The sequence below is a fragment of the Parabacteroides acidifaciens genome (genome assembly GCF_003363715.1).
Lineage (GTDB): Bacteria > Bacteroidota > Bacteroidia > Bacteroidales > Tannerellaceae > Parabacteroides > Parabacteroides acidifaciens.
The window spans coordinates 1-18,264 of sequence record NZ_QREV01000042.1; the positions used below are offsets into that span (position 1 = coordinate 1).

13 protein-coding genes are annotated in these 18,264 nt (G+C 48.6%); 6 read left to right on the forward strand and 7 right to left on the reverse strand.

Annotated elements, in window-relative coordinates; translation table 11 throughout:
* Positions 1 to 412: 412 nt before the first annotated feature.
* Positions 413 to 1,411, reverse strand: a complete 999-nt coding sequence (locus DWU89_RS15030; RefSeq protein WP_115500454.1) for a class II fructose-bisphosphate aldolase — start codon at positions 1,409 to 1,411, stop codon at positions 413 to 415.
* Between the two features lie 226 nt (positions 1,412 to 1,637).
* Here DWU89_RS15030 and DWU89_RS15035 point away from each other — a divergent pair, with 226 nt between their 5' ends.
* The 5 genes from DWU89_RS15035 to DWU89_RS15055 all read left to right on the forward strand — a co-directional run bounded on the left by DWU89_RS15035 (position 1,638) and on the right by DWU89_RS15055 (position 5,130).
* On the forward strand, positions 1,638 to 1,892 hold the full coding sequence (locus DWU89_RS15035; protein ID WP_008150452.1) for a type B 50S ribosomal protein L31: 255 nt from the start codon (positions 1,638 to 1,640) through the stop codon (positions 1,890 to 1,892).
* A 196-nt stretch (positions 1,893 to 2,088) separates the two neighbouring features.
* Entirely contained in the window at positions 2,089 to 2,346 is a 258-nt protein-coding gene (locus tag DWU89_RS15040; RefSeq protein ID WP_115500455.1) for a DUF4160 domain-containing protein, read from the forward strand.
* 9 nt (positions 2,347 to 2,355) lie between these two features.
* Complete coding sequence (locus DWU89_RS15045) at positions 2,356 to 2,604, forward strand: DUF2442 domain-containing protein (protein ID WP_115500456.1); 249 nt, start codon at positions 2,356 to 2,358, stop codon at positions 2,602 to 2,604.
* Positions 2,605 to 2,630: 26 nt separating this feature from the next.
* On the forward strand, positions 2,631 to 3,728 hold the full coding sequence (locus DWU89_RS15050; protein ID WP_115500457.1) for a phosphotransferase enzyme family protein: 1,098 nt from the start codon (positions 2,631 to 2,633) through the stop codon (positions 3,726 to 3,728).
* A gap of 244 nt (positions 3,729 to 3,972) precedes the next feature.
* On the forward strand, positions 3,973 to 5,130 hold the full coding sequence (locus DWU89_RS15055; protein ID WP_115500458.1) for an acyltransferase family protein: 1,158 nt from the start codon (positions 3,973 to 3,975) through the stop codon (positions 5,128 to 5,130).
* A gap of 113 nt (positions 5,131 to 5,243) precedes the next feature.
* Here the strand turns inward: DWU89_RS15055 and DWU89_RS15060 are convergent, their stop codons facing one another.
* The 4 genes from DWU89_RS15060 to DWU89_RS15075 form a co-directional block, all read right to left on the reverse strand.
* Positions 5,244 to 6,500, reverse strand: coding sequence for a TolC family protein (locus DWU89_RS15060; protein WP_115500459.1), 1,257 nt, complete (start codon positions 6,498 to 6,500; stop codon positions 5,244 to 5,246).
* Positions 6,501 to 6,641: 141 nt separating this feature from the next.
* On the reverse strand, positions 6,642 to 9,767 hold the full coding sequence (locus tag DWU89_RS15065) for an efflux RND transporter permease subunit (protein ID WP_115500460.1): 3,126 nt from the start codon (positions 9,765 to 9,767) through the stop codon (positions 6,642 to 6,644).
* Positions 9,768 to 9,773: 6 nt separating this feature from the next.
* The gene (locus DWU89_RS15070) at positions 9,774 to 10,883 is read right to left on the reverse strand and encodes an efflux RND transporter periplasmic adaptor subunit (protein WP_115500461.1); all 1,110 of its coding nucleotides are present in this window, start codon (positions 10,881 to 10,883) and stop codon (positions 9,774 to 9,776) included.
* A 55-nt stretch (positions 10,884 to 10,938) separates the two neighbouring features.
* The gene (locus DWU89_RS15075; protein WP_115500479.1) at positions 10,939 to 11,286 is read right to left on the reverse strand and encodes a hypothetical protein; all 348 of its coding nucleotides are present in this window, start codon (positions 11,284 to 11,286) and stop codon (positions 10,939 to 10,941) included.
* A 145-nt stretch (positions 11,287 to 11,431) separates the two neighbouring features.
* On the opposite strand from DWU89_RS15075, the gene DWU89_RS15080 reads away from it, so the two are divergent.
* On the forward strand, positions 11,432 to 12,976 hold the full coding sequence (locus tag DWU89_RS15080) for a M28 family metallopeptidase (protein ID WP_115500462.1): 1,545 nt from the start codon (positions 11,432 to 11,434) through the stop codon (positions 12,974 to 12,976).
* A gap of 85 nt (positions 12,977 to 13,061) precedes the next feature.
* Here DWU89_RS15080 and DWU89_RS15085 read toward each other — a convergent pair whose 3' ends face one another.
* Both DWU89_RS15085 and DWU89_RS15090 read right to left on the reverse strand, forming a co-directional pair.
* Positions 13,062 to 14,594 (reverse strand): RagB/SusD family nutrient uptake outer membrane protein, encoded by a 1,533-nt coding sequence (locus DWU89_RS15085; RefSeq protein ID WP_187574942.1) that lies wholly within the window; start codon positions 14,592 to 14,594, stop codon positions 13,062 to 13,064.
* A gap of 18 nt (positions 14,595 to 14,612) precedes the next feature.
* A complete protein-coding gene (locus tag DWU89_RS15090) occupies positions 14,613 to 17,951 on the reverse strand; it encodes a SusC/RagA family TonB-linked outer membrane protein (RefSeq protein ID WP_244205925.1) in 3,339 nt (1,112 codons plus the stop codon).
* Positions 17,952 to 18,264: the final 313 nt, after the last annotated feature.

Genomic DNA, 18,264 nt, shown 5'->3' on the forward strand with positions numbered 1-18,264 from the left:
TTGCGATATTTGGAACGCCGTCCGTTTTATTTTCAAATATTCGATTCTCCGGGAGTTAAGCTTTATCACATTGTCGGTGTTTCCTTCTTTTGGTAATCAAATTGCACGTTTTTCGCAACGGACTGCGCACCTCACTCCATCTGTTGTCAGTAAAGAAGATTAAAACCGTGAAAAGAGTCAATCTAAAATGGATCAAGATTTCGGACGAAATAGAAAAACGCCCAAAAAGAGGGTTATTGTATAATTTGCCTCATCCTTGTGGTTATCCCCAATGATTATCGGGTGAACCGTATGCTTACCGTTGTCAGGGCGCATTAGGGACTTACACCCGTTAGGATATGTCGTGCTGGGCGAAATAAAAAAAGGGACGCCCACCGGCGCCCCTTTCCTATATCTCGTTCCCTTGCAGGAATTAGAGTTTGTCGTTAGAACCAAGTACATTGATAATTTTGTGCTTGTACAGCTTTTCCATGTTATCACGAGCCGGGCCCAGATATTTACGCGGGTCGAATTCAGCCGGTTTTTCAGCGAAAGTCTGACGGATAGCAGCAGTCATAGCCAGACGAGAGTCTGAGTCGATGTTGATCTTGCAAACAGAAGATGTAGCAGCCTTACGCAACCATTCTTCAGGAATACCGATAGCAGCCTTCAAAGCGCCACCATATTTGTTGATTGTTTCAACTTCTTCCTGCGGAACAGAAGAAGAACCGTGAAGAACGATAGGGAATCCCGGAAGTTTTTCCATTACAGCGTCCAAAACGTCGAATGCCAATGGAGGAGGAACCATCTTGCCTGTAACAGGGTCGATTGTGCATTGTTCCGGAGTGAACTTGTAAGCACCGTGAGAAGTACCGATCGAGATAGCCAAAGAATCGCAACCTGTGCGAGTAGCGAAGTCGATTACTTCTTCAGGGTTCGTATAAGTGTGGTGGTCGGAAGAAACTTCGTCTTCAACGCCGGCCAGAACACCCAGTTCACCTTCTACGGTTACATCGAACTGGTGAGCATATTCAACTACTTTCTTAGTCAACGCAATGTTATCTTCATAAGGCAGGTGAGAACCGTCGATCATGACAGAAGAGAAACCGGAGTCGATACAGCTCTTGCAAGTTTCAAACGTATCACCGTGATCCAGGTGAAGAACGATCTGAGGTTTTTCACATCCTAATTCCTTAGCATATTCAACCGCACCCTGAGCCATGTAACGCAACAGAGTTGCATTAGCATACTGGCGTGCACCTTTGGAAACCTGCAGGATAACCGGAGACTTTGTTTCTACAGCAGCCTTGATGATAGCCTGCATCTGTTCCATGTTGTTGAAGTTGAAAGCCGGAATAGCGTATCCGCCTTTGATGGCCTTAGCGAACATTTCTCTTGTGTTCACCAAACCTAAATCTTTGTAATTTACCATTGTTGTATATGTTATTACGTTAATGATTGAAAATCTTGCACAAAGATAATAACTATCCGTGAACATTATGCTTTTGAACATGTAAAATAACGCAAAAGTAGACTTCCGAGAAAAAATACTTGGATTTTCTTTGTTAGTTCAACTCTAATCCATACCTTTGCAACCCAAAATACCGGTTACCAGACTAAGTAATAAGAATATAAATTAAAAATAAGATAACAAAGCAATGAAAAAAGGAATTCATCCTGACAACTATCGTCCTGTAGTATTCAAGGACATGTCAAACGAGGACGTATTTATCACTCGTTCTACTATCAATGCAAAAGAAACGATCGAAATTGACGGCGTTACTTATCCGTTGGTAAAAGTCGAAATCTCCAGCACATCTCACCCGTTCTACACAGGTAAGGCTAAATTGGTGGATACTGCCGGACGTGTCGATAAGTTCATGAGCCGCTACGGTAACCGCAACAAGAAATAATTATTCAATTGACAATGTAGAATTGACAATTGACAATTATAAAAAGAAATAAGAAAGGCTGTCCTTCACGGGATGGCCTTTCTTATTATCATTACATTCCGTTTATAAGATGAAATAGCAGATTACACAGAACAAAACATAGAAGATTGGAAAGAAATACATATCTTTGTCTAAAAGTTATTCTAAACAGTCAACTATGCCAGAGATCAGTCGTTTCTATGGAATTGTTATTTATATGTATATAAATGAACATAATCCTCCCCATTTCCATATATGGTATGAGGAATATAAAGCGATAATCACCATAAAAGACGGTATTATTACAGGCTGTTTGCCAAGAAGGGCTCTGACGTTGGTTTATGAATGGCTTGACTTACATAAAGACGAATTATTGGCAAATTGGGAACGTCTCTGCAATTATGAAGCGCCGTTAAAAATTGAGCCTTTAAAGTAGTATTGCATCATGAACGGAAATAAATTGCTTACTGTATTAAAAGCCGAATACGTCCACGATTATATTTTACGTATTTGGTTTAGTGACGGCCAGGAAAAATTAATGGATTTTTCTTCCTTGCTGTCTAAAGGAATTTGCAGCAAACTTCGTGATCTGAATTATTTCAAACGATTCAATATTGATCCTTTTACGATCGATTGGAATAATGAGATCGGATTCGCTCCTGAGTTCCTTTATGAAAACAGTGTACCAGCTTAGTTTCATTTATCAATTAACATTATACCATGTCAAAAACTAAAGAACAATTGCTGAACATCCTGGACCAGTTCCAGCTCACAGAGAAAGTTGTTTCCGCAGAACCATTCGGAAACGGACACATCAACGATACGCTGAAAGTAACGAACGAAAAAGGCGAAATCAAATACGTGTTGCAACGCATCAACCACCTGATCTTCACCAATGTGGACATGTTGCAAAACAACATCCAGGTCGTCACTTCACATATCCGTAAGAAACTGGAGGAAAAAGGCGAAAGCGACATCGACCGCAAGGTGCTGACCTTCCTTCCGACAAAAGACAACAAACTGTATTACTTCGACGGCGACAGCTACTGGCGCGTATGCCTGTTCATTCCGAACAGCAAAAGCTACGAAGAGGTGACACCCGAACTGTCTTACGAAGCCGGCAAGGCGTTCGGCGACTTCCAGTCCATGCTGTCCGATATTCCGGAAGGAACGCTGGGCGAAACGATCCCCAACTTCCATAACATGGAGTTCCGTCTCGAACAGTTCCACGACGCCGTGAAAGCGAATGCCGCCGGACGTCTGGACGAAGTGAAAGACCTGATCGACGAAATCGAGAAACGCGCCGAAGCCATGTGCATCCAGGAACGCCTCTACCGCGAAGGCAAGCTGAAGAAACGTACGAACCATTGCGACACGAAAGTCAATAACATGATGTTCGACGCCGAAACCGACAAGGTTTTGTGTGTGATCGACCTCGACACCGTCATGCCAGGCTTCGTCCTGTCCGACATCGGCGACTTCATCCGCACAGGAGCCAACACCGGTGCCGAAGACGACGAGAACCTGGACAACGTCAACGTCAACATGGACATCTTCAAAGCCTACACGCGCGGCTACATGGAGAAAGCCAAGTCATTCCTGACACCGACGGAGATCAAGCTGCTCCCGTATGGAGGCCGCCTGTTGACTTATATGCAGACCGTCCGTTTCCTGACCGACTACATCAACGGCGATACATACTACAAAATCCACAGCCCCAAACACAACCTGATCCGTACGAAAGCACAGTTCAAGCTCCTCCAGAGCCTTGAAGCGCATGCGGAAGAGATGGATGCGTTCATGGGAGAATGGCTGTAGGGAATTAAGAATTAAAAATTAAGAATTAAAAAATAAAAGGGGGTGTGTCAAAAGTAAGTTCTAACGCTTTAGCGTGTCATTGCGGGCTTGACCCGCAACCTCATCCTAAGCTGATTTACAGTAATTAGTATGAGATGGCGGGTCAAGCCCGCCAGGACACAGACGCTATAAATAGGACTTTTGACACATCCCCTGTTTTGATGCCCCCCCTCTGTTTGTAATATCTAATTCAAAATCAATATCCATGTCAGAAACAGTAATCCCTTCAGCCGCATTTACGGACAGCAAACCTCATTACGAGCTCCTCGACGGCTTGCGTGGAGTGGCAGCCCTGCTGGTTGTCTTCTACCACATCTTCGAGGGCCTTTCCTTTGCCGCCGGAGGGACTCCGATTACAACCATCAACCACGGCTACTTAGCTGTCGACTTTTTCTTCATCCTCTCCGGCTTCGTCATCGGTTACGCCTACGACGACCGCTTGGGGAAAACGATGACGACCGGTAACTTTTTCAAGCGACGCCTGATCCGTCTTCATCCGATGATCATCATGGGAGTGATTTTAGGGGCGATAGCCTTCTTCATACAAGGCTCCGTCCAGTGGGACGGCAAGCACATGGCGGTCTCGGCCGTGATGTTGTCCGCACTTTGCGCGATGTTTTTCATCCCCGCCCTGCCCGGTGCGAGATATGAGGTGCGTGGCAACGGTGAGATGTTTCCGCTCAACGGCCCGAGCTGGTCGCTCTTTTTCGAATATATCGGCAACATCCTTTACGCCCTCTTCATCCACCGCCTTTCCACCAAAGCCCTGACCGTGCTCGTCGTCCTGTTAGGTGCAGGGCTGGCGGGATTCACTCTTTTCGACGTTTCGGGATATGACATGATCGGTGTGGGCTGGACGCTCGACGGCGTGAATTTCCTCGGCGGTTCCTTGCGTATGCTTTTCCCCTTCTCGTTGGGAATGTTGTTATCCCGCAACTTCAAACCGTTCAAGATGAGAGGCGCTTTCTGGATCTGCTCGGCCGTCCTGCTTCTTCTTTTCTGTGTACCTTACCTGAAGGCAGAAGTCCCTTTCAGCCTCAACGGGCTCTTCGAAGCGATCTGCATCATCCTTGTTTTTCCGGTCCTTGTCTGGTTGGGCGCTTCGGGCAGGACGACGGACAAACGTTCCACACAGGTTTGCAAATTCTTAGGTGACATTTCCTATCCTCTCTACGCCGTCCACTACCCGATCATGTACCTGTTCTACGCCTGGCTGATAGACAACGAACTCTACACCTTCGCCGAAATCTGGCCCATGGCAATAGCAATCTACGCAGGCAGCATCATTTTAGCTTACCTCTGCCTGAAACTTTACGACGAACCGGTAAGGAGGTGGTTAAGTAAAAGGCTCTTGAGAAAATGAATGTATCACTTTTGGCTTCCCTCTCGAACGTCGTACGCTTCAACTTCTTGTTTACGACTTCGGAAGCACGAAAGGTCATCCATATTGATCAAAGCGAAGCACCCAAGCCGCCTCTATAGTTCTACATCCCAAACCCCAGCGCTCTTCTCCAACTCAACCAAAGCGGTGCTGTGGTTAAACAACGTTTCGATGTATTGGGCTTGCACGTCGTCATACGTCCGTTGTGCGTCCAGTACTTCCAGAAGTGAGACTTCGCCCCGGTTGTAGCTGTAGATTTTCCCGTCTATCACTTCACGCGCCTGGCTTAGCATACCATTCTCGTAATGCTCCACCTGTTTGGAGAAAGACTGGTAGCTGCGATAAGCCTGCATCACCTCTGTCTGCACCTGCAATAAAGCCTGCTGGTATTGCGTCTCGGCCTGTTGCTCGCGGAAGCGGGCGGCACGGACTGTCCCCTTGTTGAAATTGGAAAACTTCAAGGGGATGGCAACACCTGCCGTCACCCCGGTAAAGGGAGGAGCAGGCGCTTCTTCATTGTGCACCCGGGCATTGCGACTGACGGCGATGGAAAGATCCACATCCGTATTCCGGTCGCGCCGGGCCACTTTCAAGGCACGGGAAGCGACTTCTTTATTCTTGAGCGCGGCAACCAGATCAGCCCGGTTCTCTACCGCATTCGAAAGCAGATCGGCCATCACAAACTCGCGCGGCGATATGCGCAGAACGGCTTCCGGCTGGAAAAGGGTATCGTGGGCAAGTGTACCGGTCAGGAGGTTCAGATTGGAGAAGGCATTCTGCAACTCGGCGTCGGCCTGCAGCAGTTCGTTATGCAGGATTCCGGCTTCCAAGCGGCTCTGTGTAGCATCGATCTCCATGATTTTCCCCAACCGATAGCGTACACTGTCGCTTTCGGCAAGCTGCCGGATCGTCTCGTAGGCATTCTCTTTTACCTTGTACAGTTCGTATTGCTTCAAGGCTTCCAGATAGGAAACGGTCGCTTCGGCACGCAGGTTACGGAAATAGTCGGCAAGCAATGCCTTCGTCAGTTCGCTTTCGCTGCGGGCAAGGGCGATCCCCGCACCACGCTTGCCGAAACTGAAGGTCTTGCTCAGTTCGACTTCCACCCCTTCTCCCATCTGAAGGTTGTTATTCTCGTTATTATAATAAGAGACGGCCAGATTGGGATCATTAAACACTTTGGCTGCCGTCACCTCCGCTTCAGAGACATTCACGTTGAGCCGTTCGGCGGCATATTCCAGATTCCCTTCCGCCACCTTTTCCATATACTGGTGATAGGAAAGGGGGATGATCTGCTGGGCTGAGGCTGTCAGTGTTGCACATAGGCAGGCGATAGATATGTATAGTTTCATTTGTCTGTTTATTCTTTAATATTCAACAATAGCAAAAAAGAAAATAACTGTCTTTGCTCCGGGCATCGGATGTTACCACATAAGACACTACGATGTTACCACATCGGACACTCGGATGTTACTACATCGTACAGTCCGCACTTATAACAACGACTCCCCGCTACCGATATTTTTATCCACTTCGCGGAGGGGTTCTTTGTTGAGGTAATGTTTTTCCACCATATAATAGAGAGCCGGAAGCACATACAGGGTGATGATTGTCGCAAACAACAGACCATACACGATCACCGTTGCTAACGGGCGCTGCACATCCGAACCGATACCGGTACTGAGCGATGCCGGAAGCAAACCGAGCACAGCAACCGTCGCCGTCATCAGGATCGGACGGAAACGGTGCTTCGTCCCGGTAATAACCGATTCCTTGAAATCGCGTCCGCGGGTACGCAGGTTATTGATATGCGAGATCATAATCACCCCGTTCTGGATCGCGACACCGATCAGGGCAATGAAGCCGACTGCGGACGACACATTCAGCGTCATACCCCGCACATTCAGCGCCAGCATACCGCCAAACAACGCCAGCGGAACCACACACATCATCAGGGCAGCCTGCCGAAACTTGCCACAAGCGGCAAACAGCAGCAACAGCATGATCCCCAACGCCAACGGCACGACCGCCGCCAGACGGTTGTAGGCACGATGCTGGTTCTCGAACTGTCCGGCCCATTTCAGATGCACCTGTTCATGATCGTACTTCACATCCCGGTCAATTATCTTGTTCGCCTTATTCAGGAAAGCCGTCAGGTCGACGCCACGCAGGTTGACGCGGACGGTCAGGTGACGCTTGTTCATCTCGCGGGTAATCGTGCTCGCACCAGTCGTCATCTTGATAGCGGCCACCTGCGAAAGCGGGATCTTCGTTCCGGCATCCGTTGTCAGCAATAGGTTTCCGATCCGTTCGGGAGAGTTACGGCTGGCGTCGTCGAAGCGGCAGATCACATCGTAGCTCTTACTGCCGACAAAGATCTGTGAGATTGCTTTCCCACCGATCGCCAGCTCGATCAGGTCTGCCACATCCGAGACGTTCAGTCCATACTGCGCAATACGTTCGCGGTCAGCAATAATCTGGAGCTGCGGAAGAGGTGGTTCCTGGTCCACAGCCACATCAGCCGCTCCGGGGATCGCCTTCAGGACATTGGCTACCTTATCGGCGATATGGCGCGTTTCGATTATGTCGTCTCCATAGATTTTCAACGCCAAGTCACTGTGCGCACCGGCAATCTGGTCCATCACCATGTCGATGATCGGCTGTGAGAAACCGACAGAATAGCCCGGCATGGTAGAGAGCTTCTCGGACATCTCCTCGATCAGATCCGCCTTTGTCTTCCCATACTTCCAGGTGCTGTAGGGTTTCAGGCCGACACCGACTTCTATATGCGACAGGGAGAACGCTTCCGCCCCCTCGTCGTCACGGCCTACCTGCGTCATGACATACGACACCTCTTCAAACTGCTTCAGTGTCTTACGCAACTCGGCTCCCATCTCCTTCGACTTCTCGATCGAGATTCCCGGAGGCAGCTGCACCTGTACCCAGATCGCCCCTTCGTCCAACGGCGGCAGGAAGTCTTTCCCGACGGTATAACTCAGAATACCGGCGCCTACCAGGATCAGGACCAACGGCAACAACACCTGCTTCGGCTTTTCCATTAAAGCTGTAATCTGCCTGTTATAGATTTCCGACAGCTTTTCTAACCAACGGTTATGATACTGTTTACGCGGTTTGCGGTAGGCATAGAAAGCCAGTCCCGGAATCAGCAACAGAGCTACACATAAAGCGCCTAACAACGCATATCCGACCGTATAGGCCATCGGTGTAAACAGCTTCCGCTCGATATGTTCAAAAGCGAAAAGCGGAAGATAAGCCGTGATAATAATCAAAGTAGAGAAGAAGATTGGCCGTGCCACTTCCGTGGTCCGGCGCAGGATCGAATCCTCCGTCAACACTTCGTCCGGATGCCGTTCGCGCTTCTTCAGCACCGTTTCCATCATCACGATCGCCCCGTCCACCAGGATACCGAAGTCAATCGCTCCTAACGATAACAGGTTCGCCGGAATATCGGTAAGATGCATCAGGATAAAAGCGATCAACAGAGATAATGGAATGGTCAAAGCCACCAGCAACGCCCCGCGCCAACTTCCCAGGAAGAGAATCAGCACCAAGATAACCAGCACCATCCCTTCGAAAAGCGTATGCGAGACGGTATGCAAAGTCGTATTCACCAAGTCCGTCCGGTCCATAAACACATGGATGCGGGTTCCTTCGGGCAACGTCTCATTATTCAGTTCCTCGACAGCGGCATGCACGCCTTCCAGCACCTGCGACGGGTTCTCGCCGCGCAACATCTGGACAATACCTTCCACACCATCGGAAATATCGAGCGTGCCATCCATAAAACCTAACACGCCTTTACGCTCTAAGTTCCCATATTTTAAGCGTCCGAGATCGTTCAGGTAGACCGGCACGCCGTTCACCGTCTTAATCACGATCCGCCCCAGATCATCCAAATCCTTCACCAGACCGATTCCGCGGATCACATAACTCAAGTTACCCCGGCTCAGCATACTGCCGCCGGCATTCACATTGTTCTTTTCGATCTTCTCGGTGATGTCGCCTAACGTGACATCGTATTGATCCAGCTTGTGCGGGTCCACTTCGATCTGATACTGGGTCGTGATGCCGCCATAGTTGCTGACATCGGCAACACCGGTCACCTGTTTCAAGCGCGGAATAATCACCCACTTATGCAAGTCGGTCAACTCGCGACGGTCCAGACGGTCGCTTTCCAGCACATACCGGAAAATCTCGCCCGTCGGCGAGGTCAGCGGATTCAGCCCCGGCACAGCGTCATAAGGCAGTTCCACATCCACCAGCCGTTCCTGCACACGCTGACGCGCCCAGTAGTCCTCTATGCCGTCATCAAAAACCAATACGACGGTCGAGAGACCGAATGTATTCTTACTACGCATCACATTCAATCCCGGCATCCCGTTCATGGCACGTTCAATCGGGATACTGATCTGCTGTTCTATCTCCTCGGCTGCCAGGCCCGGCACTTGGGTGACGACCTGCACCGTCGTATCGGCAATATCAGGATAGGCGTCTATCGCTAACTTTGTCCACGAATAATAACCGACAACCGCCAGAAACAGGAACAGGACGAACATCAGGCCTCGCCGATGTATCGCCAGATAAATGATCCTTTTCATAGTGCCTTACCGTACGTCTATTAAGTAAAAAGCTCCGGTAGTCACAATCTCGTCGCCGGGAACCAATCCGGACAGGATAACCGTCTTCTCATCCTTGCTGACGCCGGTCTCTACCTTCTGTTTCCGGTAGTTATTACCGCCCAATGCCACCAGTACGTAGTTGGCGTCTTCCTCCTGCAAGATTGCGGAAGTCGGGATACGGACCACTTCGGCCGCCTTGTCACTCAGCTTGACCATGCCATACATGGCGGGTTTCATCAGCCGCTCACTGTTATCGCATTCGATCAGCACTTCCACCGAACGAGTGTCTTCGTCCAGCATCTCACTGATATGATAGATCTTTCCCGTAAACGGTCGCTCCGGCGCTCCGACCAGGCGTATCTCCACGTCGTTGAGCGCCTGTACCAGCCGCATATCCTTTTCCTTCACGTGAGCAACGACCCATACTTTATTCAGGTCAGCAATCACTGCAACCGGATCGGCATCTTCTTTCATATACTGTCCGATGACGATGTTGTCCTTGACCACCTCGCCGGCTATCGGCGAACGGACCACAAGCGGCTGTCCTAACACCAATTCGTCGGGATTGATCTGGAACACTTTCAGGGCTGCTTCCGCATTTTCGTAGTCTTTCTTTTTCAGTTCGTAATTCACTTCGGCCTCTTCCAGCTCTTTCTGGACGCCGACTTTATTTTGCAGCAGGTCTTTTTCGCGCTTCAGGCTCTTCAACGCCAGCTCCATCTCCTGCTTGGCCTGGTAATAGTCTTTTCCCGTTTCAAAAAATGTCGGGGAGCTGATCTCAAATATAGGGCTGCCCGGCACGACCTTCTGCCCCAGGCGGACAAAAGACTTGCTGATACGCCCGGCAAACGGCGAAGCAATCTCCGCATAGTTCGCCGGAATAGCTTTCACCACACCGGATGTACTAAACTCCATACTATAGGGTTCGCTCGTCACCTTTTCTGTTTTCAGGCGGGACAGGATCGGCGAGTTTGCACCGATCTGTATCGTATCTCCTTTTAATGTCACGGCAATAGCCGCCTCATCGTCCTGCCGGTTTGAATGACAGGAGCAAAATACCATTGCCGGGAGCAACAGTAAAAATATTCGTTTCATATAATGTAAGTAATTATTGCGTTTGATTATAAATCTTCTTCTCTATACCTTTTTATTATATGAATACAGGAGGGGCACGCAGGTTTCTGTGGCGGATAATCCGGAAAACAGAGTTATAAATGTTTTGTAGTAGAAATGTTGCAAGAAGCACCCACGCAATGCTGAACGCAAGGACCGGCGTCTCTTCCAATATAATATCGTTCAGCAGATTGATCGTTTCAAACGCAGCCGAACTATGCTCATGCAAAGGCTGGCCGTCCTGGCCGGGCAGGTACGGATGCGAGTGAATAATCGTATAGGTAGGGAAATGATGGACGTGAGTGAAGGCAATACCTCCTGCGTAGTAACTGATAAAGAGCACTACCAACAGGTACTTCAATATAGAATTGCGAAACAACTTCACTTGCCCGGGATTTTGCTGCAAAGATATTTATTTATTTCTGTTATTTCTATATGAACTTGTTACGTTTATATGATATTTCCTTAAAATCTATTTGGAACACGTGCTTTTTATCTCTTAATTTGCATCACTATAAAAACACACAAAGATGAAAAGAGCGTTACTTATTTGGGCGGCTATGGCATGCATGGCTGTCAATTCTGTTCCGGCACAGGAAGCGGCCGTCAACAAAATCATTGAAATCGGACAAACAGATAATCAGGTGATGGACCATCTGGACGTTCTGACCAACCGCATCGGAGGACGTGTGATCGGTTCGAACGCCTATGACAATGCCGTCGACTGGGTCGCCTCGAAATTCAAGGAATGGGGACTGGAAGTCGAACTTCAGGAAGCCGGTACACTGCCGGTGGGCTTCAACCGCGGCCCCTGGTTCGGCAAGCTTTTAGGCGAAAACGGAATGGAACTGCATTTCGTCACTCCCTCCTATACAGCCGGAACCAAAGGCGTACAGCGCGGACACGTCCTGCAGGAACCGCTTACCCAAAGCGAGTTCGACCGTATAAAAGGACAACTCAAAGGCGCATGGGTCCTGATTAACGGCAAGAACGTCGGCTGGCCTGTCGATCGTTCCGCCAAGGGCGATTCCATTCGTGCCGCCATCATTGCCGAGAACAACGAGGTTGCCAAAAAGAACCGCCGGATCATGGAAGACAACTGGCGCAACAACACGAACACCCCGCTCCTTCCCATGAAAGAAGATGTTCCGGCATTGTTTTACAAAGAGATGTGCGAAGCCGGCGCATTAGGCTTTATCCAATCGGCATCGGTTCCGCTGCGTGCGCTCTACGATAAAGCAGTCATGCACGATCCGACTTTCACGTTCGATAACCTGCCGACTGTTTGTGACATCAAGCTCGACGAACATCAGTATGCCACCATCAAGCAGATGGTCAAGGAACGCCGTACTTTCTTCCTCGAATTCGACATCCGCAACCATTTCCGAATGGGCCCGGTGAAATATCATAATGTGATCGGAAAGATCAAGGGCACTAAATATCCGAACGAATATGTCATGGCAAGCGGCCATCTGGATGCGTTCGACATAGCGACAGGCGGTGTCGACTGCGGTTCCGGTGTGACCCCGGTTATGGAAGCTGCCCGTATGATTATGAAATCCGGCGCAAAGCCTAAACGGACGATGCTGTTCTGCGCCTTTGCCGGCGAAGAATTCGGCCTGCTCGGTTCCACAGCCTGGGTGAAAGCGAATAAAGATAAGTTAGACAAAATCTCCAACCTCTTCAACCGCGATGGTGGCCCGACACCTCCGGTTGGTATCGACGTGCCGAAGGCCATGTATAAAGATTTCGTCAAGATTTGCGAGCCGATCAGGAAAATCCGTCCCGACTATCCGTTCGAAGTAAAAGAAGCCGGCCCTTTCACCAAGCCGACACAACCGGGAGGCACGGATGCTTCCGTCTTTGCAATAGAAGCAGTCCCCACCATCGACTTCAATGAACAGGATATCAAAGGCTATAACTTCAGCTACGGCGAAATCTGGCATACCGAACGCGACACCTACAACAAGAGCATCCCGGAATACCAGGAACAGGCTGCTACGGTGATGGCGATCGTAACGTTAGGCATTGCCAACCTGGATCACCTGTTGTCGCGGGAAGGACTATACAAATAACGCCTGAAGAGGGCGTATCAAAATATTAGAACTTACTTTTGACACGCCCTCCTAAACATTTCATCTGCTTATTTTCAATGTCCGATCAATATCCCGGATTCTGATACATTAATTCCGGATTCAACTTATACTCGTCGAAAGGAATCGGGTAATAGATATCCTTCGTGCCGAAATTCTTTATATTGGAGATGCCATAATCATCCTGTTTTTTATTATGGATGTAAGTAACCAACTCGTTCGCCGTAAAGAAGCGGAGCAAGTCGAACCAGCGTTGGTTCTCGAATGCCAGTTCAACCCGGCGTTCATGGAGGATTGCCAGTTTGAGAGTCGGGCATAAGGTCTTATAAACGACATTACTTTGCATTGCCGCATAACCCGGCATTCCGGCACGTGCACGCACCTCATCCAGATAACCGATAGCCGCCGTTTCGTTCCCCAGATACATATTGACTTCCGCCAGCATCAGGATAATATCGGCATAACGCATCAAGATCCAGTCGTTACCCCCATATCCCAGTGTCCCGGCAGCATCGCTGACGTCACGGAATTTGGTGATAAAATAGGATTTGGCAACCGCATCATCCGCATATTTCACCGACCATTCCTTACGGGAATCCGTTTCTTCATACTCCTTTACGATATCCGTATTCACATAATTACCGGCACCGGTCGATTTCTTCTGGGAGTTTATCGTTTCGCCTTTTGCCTGGTTGTTGGCAGCGATGGAGGAGTAATAATCCTTATCCCCCTGTTTGTACACAATCTGGAAGATGATTTCCGGGCAGGTCGACTTCTTGGACACATCAAACACATCCTCGTACGGGATTTCGCTCAGTGAACCAAACTTACGCATGCCGTAACACATCTCCAGATAGCTCTTCGCCTGCTGAAGATACGAATCCTTGTTTCCATCGGACAAGGTCGTCGCCATCGTCAGGTAGACCTGTCCTAACAATCCGCTGACAGCGGCTTTACAAGCCCGTCCCTTCCCCGACTCCGGCTGGATATCCGGCAGGTCGCTGTTCAACGCATCTTTCAGGTCCTGCACGATTTGAGCATACACGGTTTCTTTCTTTTCACGGAAAGTATTGGCATTGATCTCCTCCGTTGTCGTCAGGTAAGTCGTGACCAAAGGCACGTCTCCCCATTTGCGTACCAGATGAAAATAGACTAAGGCGCGAACAAATTTGGCTTCCGCCTTATATCTCGTGCGGACCGCCTCATCTTCAAAGGCTACCTCATCTATATAAGTCAGCAGGAAATTACTGCGGGTGACTGCCGTAAACATCGCCACCCAATGGTTCTTCAAATAGGTATTACTGGGCAACAAGGAGAAATCGGTAAACTGGAAAGGCTCACCTGAGCTGGACTGGTTATCCAGACGTCCCATATTGTCCGAGCGCTCTTCCGTGAACATGGTACTCCCTTCTCCCAGGCAGTTGTTGCTCCTTAAAGCCAGATAAACGCCATTCAAGGCCCGTTCTGCATCATTTTCCGTCTGGAAATAAGATTCGGCAGCGATCTTGTTCGGGTTTTCCTGTGTCAGGAAACCTTCGCACGAAGAAAAGGATAAAAGCATGGCTGCCAATGCCGTCGATATTATAATATTCTTTTTCATTCTACTTATTTTTTACAATTAAAAAGATAACTGGATACCTGCATTGTAGGCACGTACCAGGGGATATTTACCATAATCCACACCCGGCGTCAGGTTTGAACCGTCATTATAATCCACCTCCGGATTATACCCTCTATATTTTGTAATGGTAAACGGATTATCCACAGCGACATACAAACGGATATTACTGATATATCCATTCGCAAAACGTGCGATGCCGGGAACTGTATAGCCAAGCGTTATATTCGTGCAACGGAAGAACGAACCATCCTGCAGGTAGAATGTAGACAGACGGGTACTGTTGCTCTGCGTACCGCCGCGTGAAGAACGATAGATCCATCCATTACCAGGGTTTGCCTCATTCCGGTAACGTTCGGTCACCACTTTATACTGGTTGCCGGAACCTTCCATATTGAAGATATAATAATCCTGCCCGTCCAACACCTTGTTGCCATAAGAACCGTTAAACGAAGCTGCCAGGTCGAAATCCTTGTAGCGCCCGCTCAAGTTGAAACCATACGTGAACTTCGGATGCGGTGAACCGATCACCTGTTTGTCGTCATCATCCACAACCCCGTCTCCGTTCACATCTTCAAAATAAATGTCGCCGGGAGCCAAAGCCGTTGTCTGGGACAAAGAGCGGGCCGGACCTTTCAGGACATAGCCTTCCGGGAAAGATTTGGTAGAACTGTTATAATATTTATCGTCTTCCGCGATATTCGCCATATCCGATTCGCGCACCATGCCGGCCACCTTGAAACCATAAAACATACCGATCGGCTGTCCCTCTTCGGTGATATGTGTCTTATAGGAACGTTCCGCACCATTGGTAATAATCGTATTGCCACCACCCAAATCCATCACCTTGTTACGGTTTACCGAGATATTGCCGCTTAGCTTCAGCTCATAATCCTTTCCGGCAAGGATACGTCCATCCACCTGGATATCGACACCCTGGTTACGGATTTTGGAATCCGGAAGGTTTGTCAACATGGAAGTCGTACCCGAAATGGCGGAAACAGGCTGTTCAAACAGCAGATCACGCGTATAACTCAGGTAGTAGTTGACAGACAATGACCAGCGGTTGTTCATGAAAGACCAGTCGAAACCGGCGTTAAACTGCGAAGTCGACTCCCATCCCAAAGCCTGGTCCTTAAATGCTCCCGGATACATCGCCGAATTGACAGAGCCATTCCCCATCACGACGCCCGTCGGCGAACTCATCACCTGTAAAAAGTTATAGTTCCCGATATCGTTATTTCCGCTCATACCCCAGCTTGCTCTCAACTTCAGAGAAGAAGAACTGCCCAGCCTGTCTTTATAAAAAGATTCGTTCGAGATCGTATAAGCACCGGATACAGACGGGAAATACCCCCAGCGGTTCAAAGGTCCGAAGAGCGAAGATGCATCTCCACGAAAAGAAGCCGTCAGATAATATTTATTGGCAAAGTTGTAATTCAAACGGGCAAAATAGGAAACCATTGTCCAGATAGACTTTAACGTATTGTTAGTCAGCGTCAGATTGCTGGCATCCGCCCCGTGGCCGGTCACTTCCTTAATATGGTCGTCTTCAAAACCGGTTGCCTTGACTTCCACAATGTCTCTTTCGTTCTGCTGCAACGAATAACCGGCTACGCCACTGAAGTTATGAATATCATTCCAGCTTTTATTATAGCTTAGCGTAAACTCACCCAGGTAATCCCTTACTCCCGTATTCTTGGAAAGGGCATACGCATCGGCCTTAGCTTCGTCCGAGTAAGGGGGATTGGCTCCGCTGCTTAAGCTGGTCGGCTTATAAAATTCATACTTCTCATTATAATTGTACATGGCCAAGTTCGCTTTGAAGAAAAGGTTCTTGACCAATTCGTATGTTCCGAACACATTATACGTATTCCGCATTCCATCCCGGGAAATCTTTGTTTCCGTAGCCAGCGCCACCGGGTTCTCGATCTGCTGCATACCATACGCACTCGAATAGGAAGCCATTTCATTTTTGACCAAATTGCCGCTGTCATCATAACAACGGAATATAGGAGCGTAAACCAGTGCGCCCAATACAGGTCCCTGGTTAAAGCGGCCTTCCTGGATTTCATGGTTCCAATTCGCCGACATGGAAAAATTCACTCCCAACTTCAACTTCGGGTTTACATCTATATCCAGGTTACTGCGCAGGTTCGCTCTTTTCTGGCCGGTAGACAAGACGATACCTTCCTGGTTCTGGAAACCGCCGCTCACCTGGTAACGGATACTTTCACTACCGCCCGAAACAGAAACAGAATGGCGGTGGCTGGGGGCGTTCCTGTACAACTCGTCCTGCCAGTCCGTATCGTATTTCGGATCCAAGATTTCCTGTGTGGCGAAATTATACATGAATTCCGGAATCATGGCAGCACTGTTGCTCGATCCCAGACGTTGGGCACGCACCTCGTTGGTATCGCCGAAATAAGAATCGTTCCATTCCTTACCGGCATTCAGCAACAGGTTCTTATACGCATTGTTATGGCCTTCGACATGAAGCTCGGCAAATTCACGCGCATTCAGCATATCGACCTTCTTTGCCAGCTGGTTGACACTGAACTGGAAATTATAGTCGACACGCGCTTTGCCGGTCTTCCCTCTTTTGGTCGTGATCAAGACAACACCGCCGGCCGCACGGGAACCGTAGATAGCGGCGGAAGCTGCATCTTTCAGTACTTCTATAGACTCGATATCCTCCGGGTTTATAACAAGATCTTCATTGGAAGGATAACCGTCAATCACATACAGAGGGTCAGAACTTGCATTAATGGAAGCCGTACCACGCACACGGATCTTCGTTCCGTTGTAAGGGGCACCACTCACCTGCGAAATCTGTACACCTGCCACCTTACCGACCATACTCTGTCCTACGTTCGGTGTTGTCAGGTTCAATTCTCCGGCTTTCAGGCTGGCAACAGCACCGGTCAATTCTGTTTTACGCATGGTCTGATATCCGACCACAACCACTTCATCCAGATTCTGGCTATCTTCTTCCAGCCAGATAGACAGCGTTTCACCCGTCTTTGCCGGCAATTCTTTCGGATTAAAACCGATGTAAGATACAACAATAAGTCCCTGCTTATTCTGCAAAGACAATGTGAACTTACCATCGATATCCGTAACAGTCCCATTGGTCGTTCCTTTCTCGACAACATTCGCTCCAATAATCGGCTCGCCATTCATGTCCGACACAACTCCGCTAACCACAGCGACTTGCTGGCTGACAGCCATACGTTCGATCGATCCTTTTGCATCCAGAGGCGAAGCAAACAACGGATGTATGCCGGCAACACCAAAGAACAAAGCAGGCACCATAAAAGCCAAGTACTTTCTTTTCATCCTTCTCTTTTTTAATTTTACACAGTCTTATTTATTTTTCGCCTGCAAAGAACTTTAAACAATATTGTCAAGGTATAACAAAGGCATTAATTTTATATTTCAGCCAATCGGCAACAAAGCTAAGCGTCAACTATATTTTAATACAATAAGCCCCCCTAAGATAGTTGAATGTTGAAAGTTAAGAGTTGAAAGTTAGAAAGGATCGTATTTAAGAATATTTGAATCAATAACGGATAAACGCCGGTCCTCTATTGCATGTTACGGTTGTATTCTTTTCATGTCACAACTGTCTTCCTTCTATGTTACAGTTGAA

Coding starts and splice junctions, on each gene's coding strand:
- DWU89_RS15080 (WP_115500462.1), top strand. CDS start 11,432: ATGAAAAGAGCGTTACTTATTTGGGCGGCTATGGCATGCATGGCTGTC.
- DWU89_RS15065 (WP_115500460.1), bottom strand. CDS start 9,767: ATGAAAAGGATCATTTATCTGGCGATACATCGGCGAGGCCTGATGTTC.
- DWU89_RS15090 (WP_244205925.1), bottom strand. CDS start 17,951: ATGAAAAGAAAGTACTTGGCTTTTATGGTGCCTGCTTTGTTCTTTGGT.
- DWU89_RS15085 (WP_187574942.1), bottom strand. CDS start 14,594: ATGAAAAAGAATATTATAATATCGACGGCATTGGCAGCCATGCTTTTA.
- DWU89_RS15055 (WP_115500458.1), top strand. CDS start 3,973: ATGTCAGAAACAGTAATCCCTTCAGCCGCATTTACGGACAGCAAACCT.
- DWU89_RS15045 (WP_115500456.1), top strand. CDS start 2,356: ATGAACGGAAATAAATTGCTTACTGTATTAAAAGCCGAATACGTCCAC.
- DWU89_RS15040 (WP_115500455.1), top strand. CDS start 2,089: ATGCCAGAGATCAGTCGTTTCTATGGAATTGTTATTTATATGTATATA.
- DWU89_RS15035 (WP_008150452.1), top strand. CDS start 1,638: ATGAAAAAAGGAATTCATCCTGACAACTATCGTCCTGTAGTATTCAAG.
- DWU89_RS15050 (WP_115500457.1), top strand. CDS start 2,631: ATGTCAAAAACTAAAGAACAATTGCTGAACATCCTGGACCAGTTCCAG.
- DWU89_RS15030 (WP_115500454.1), bottom strand. CDS start 1,411: ATGGTAAATTACAAAGATTTAGGTTTGGTGAACACAAGAGAAATGTTC.
- DWU89_RS15060 (WP_115500459.1), bottom strand. CDS start 6,500: ATGAAACTATACATATCTATCGCCTGCCTATGTGCAACACTGACAGCC.
- DWU89_RS15070 (WP_115500461.1), bottom strand. CDS start 10,883: ATGAAACGAATATTTTTACTGTTGCTCCCGGCAATGGTATTTTGCTCC.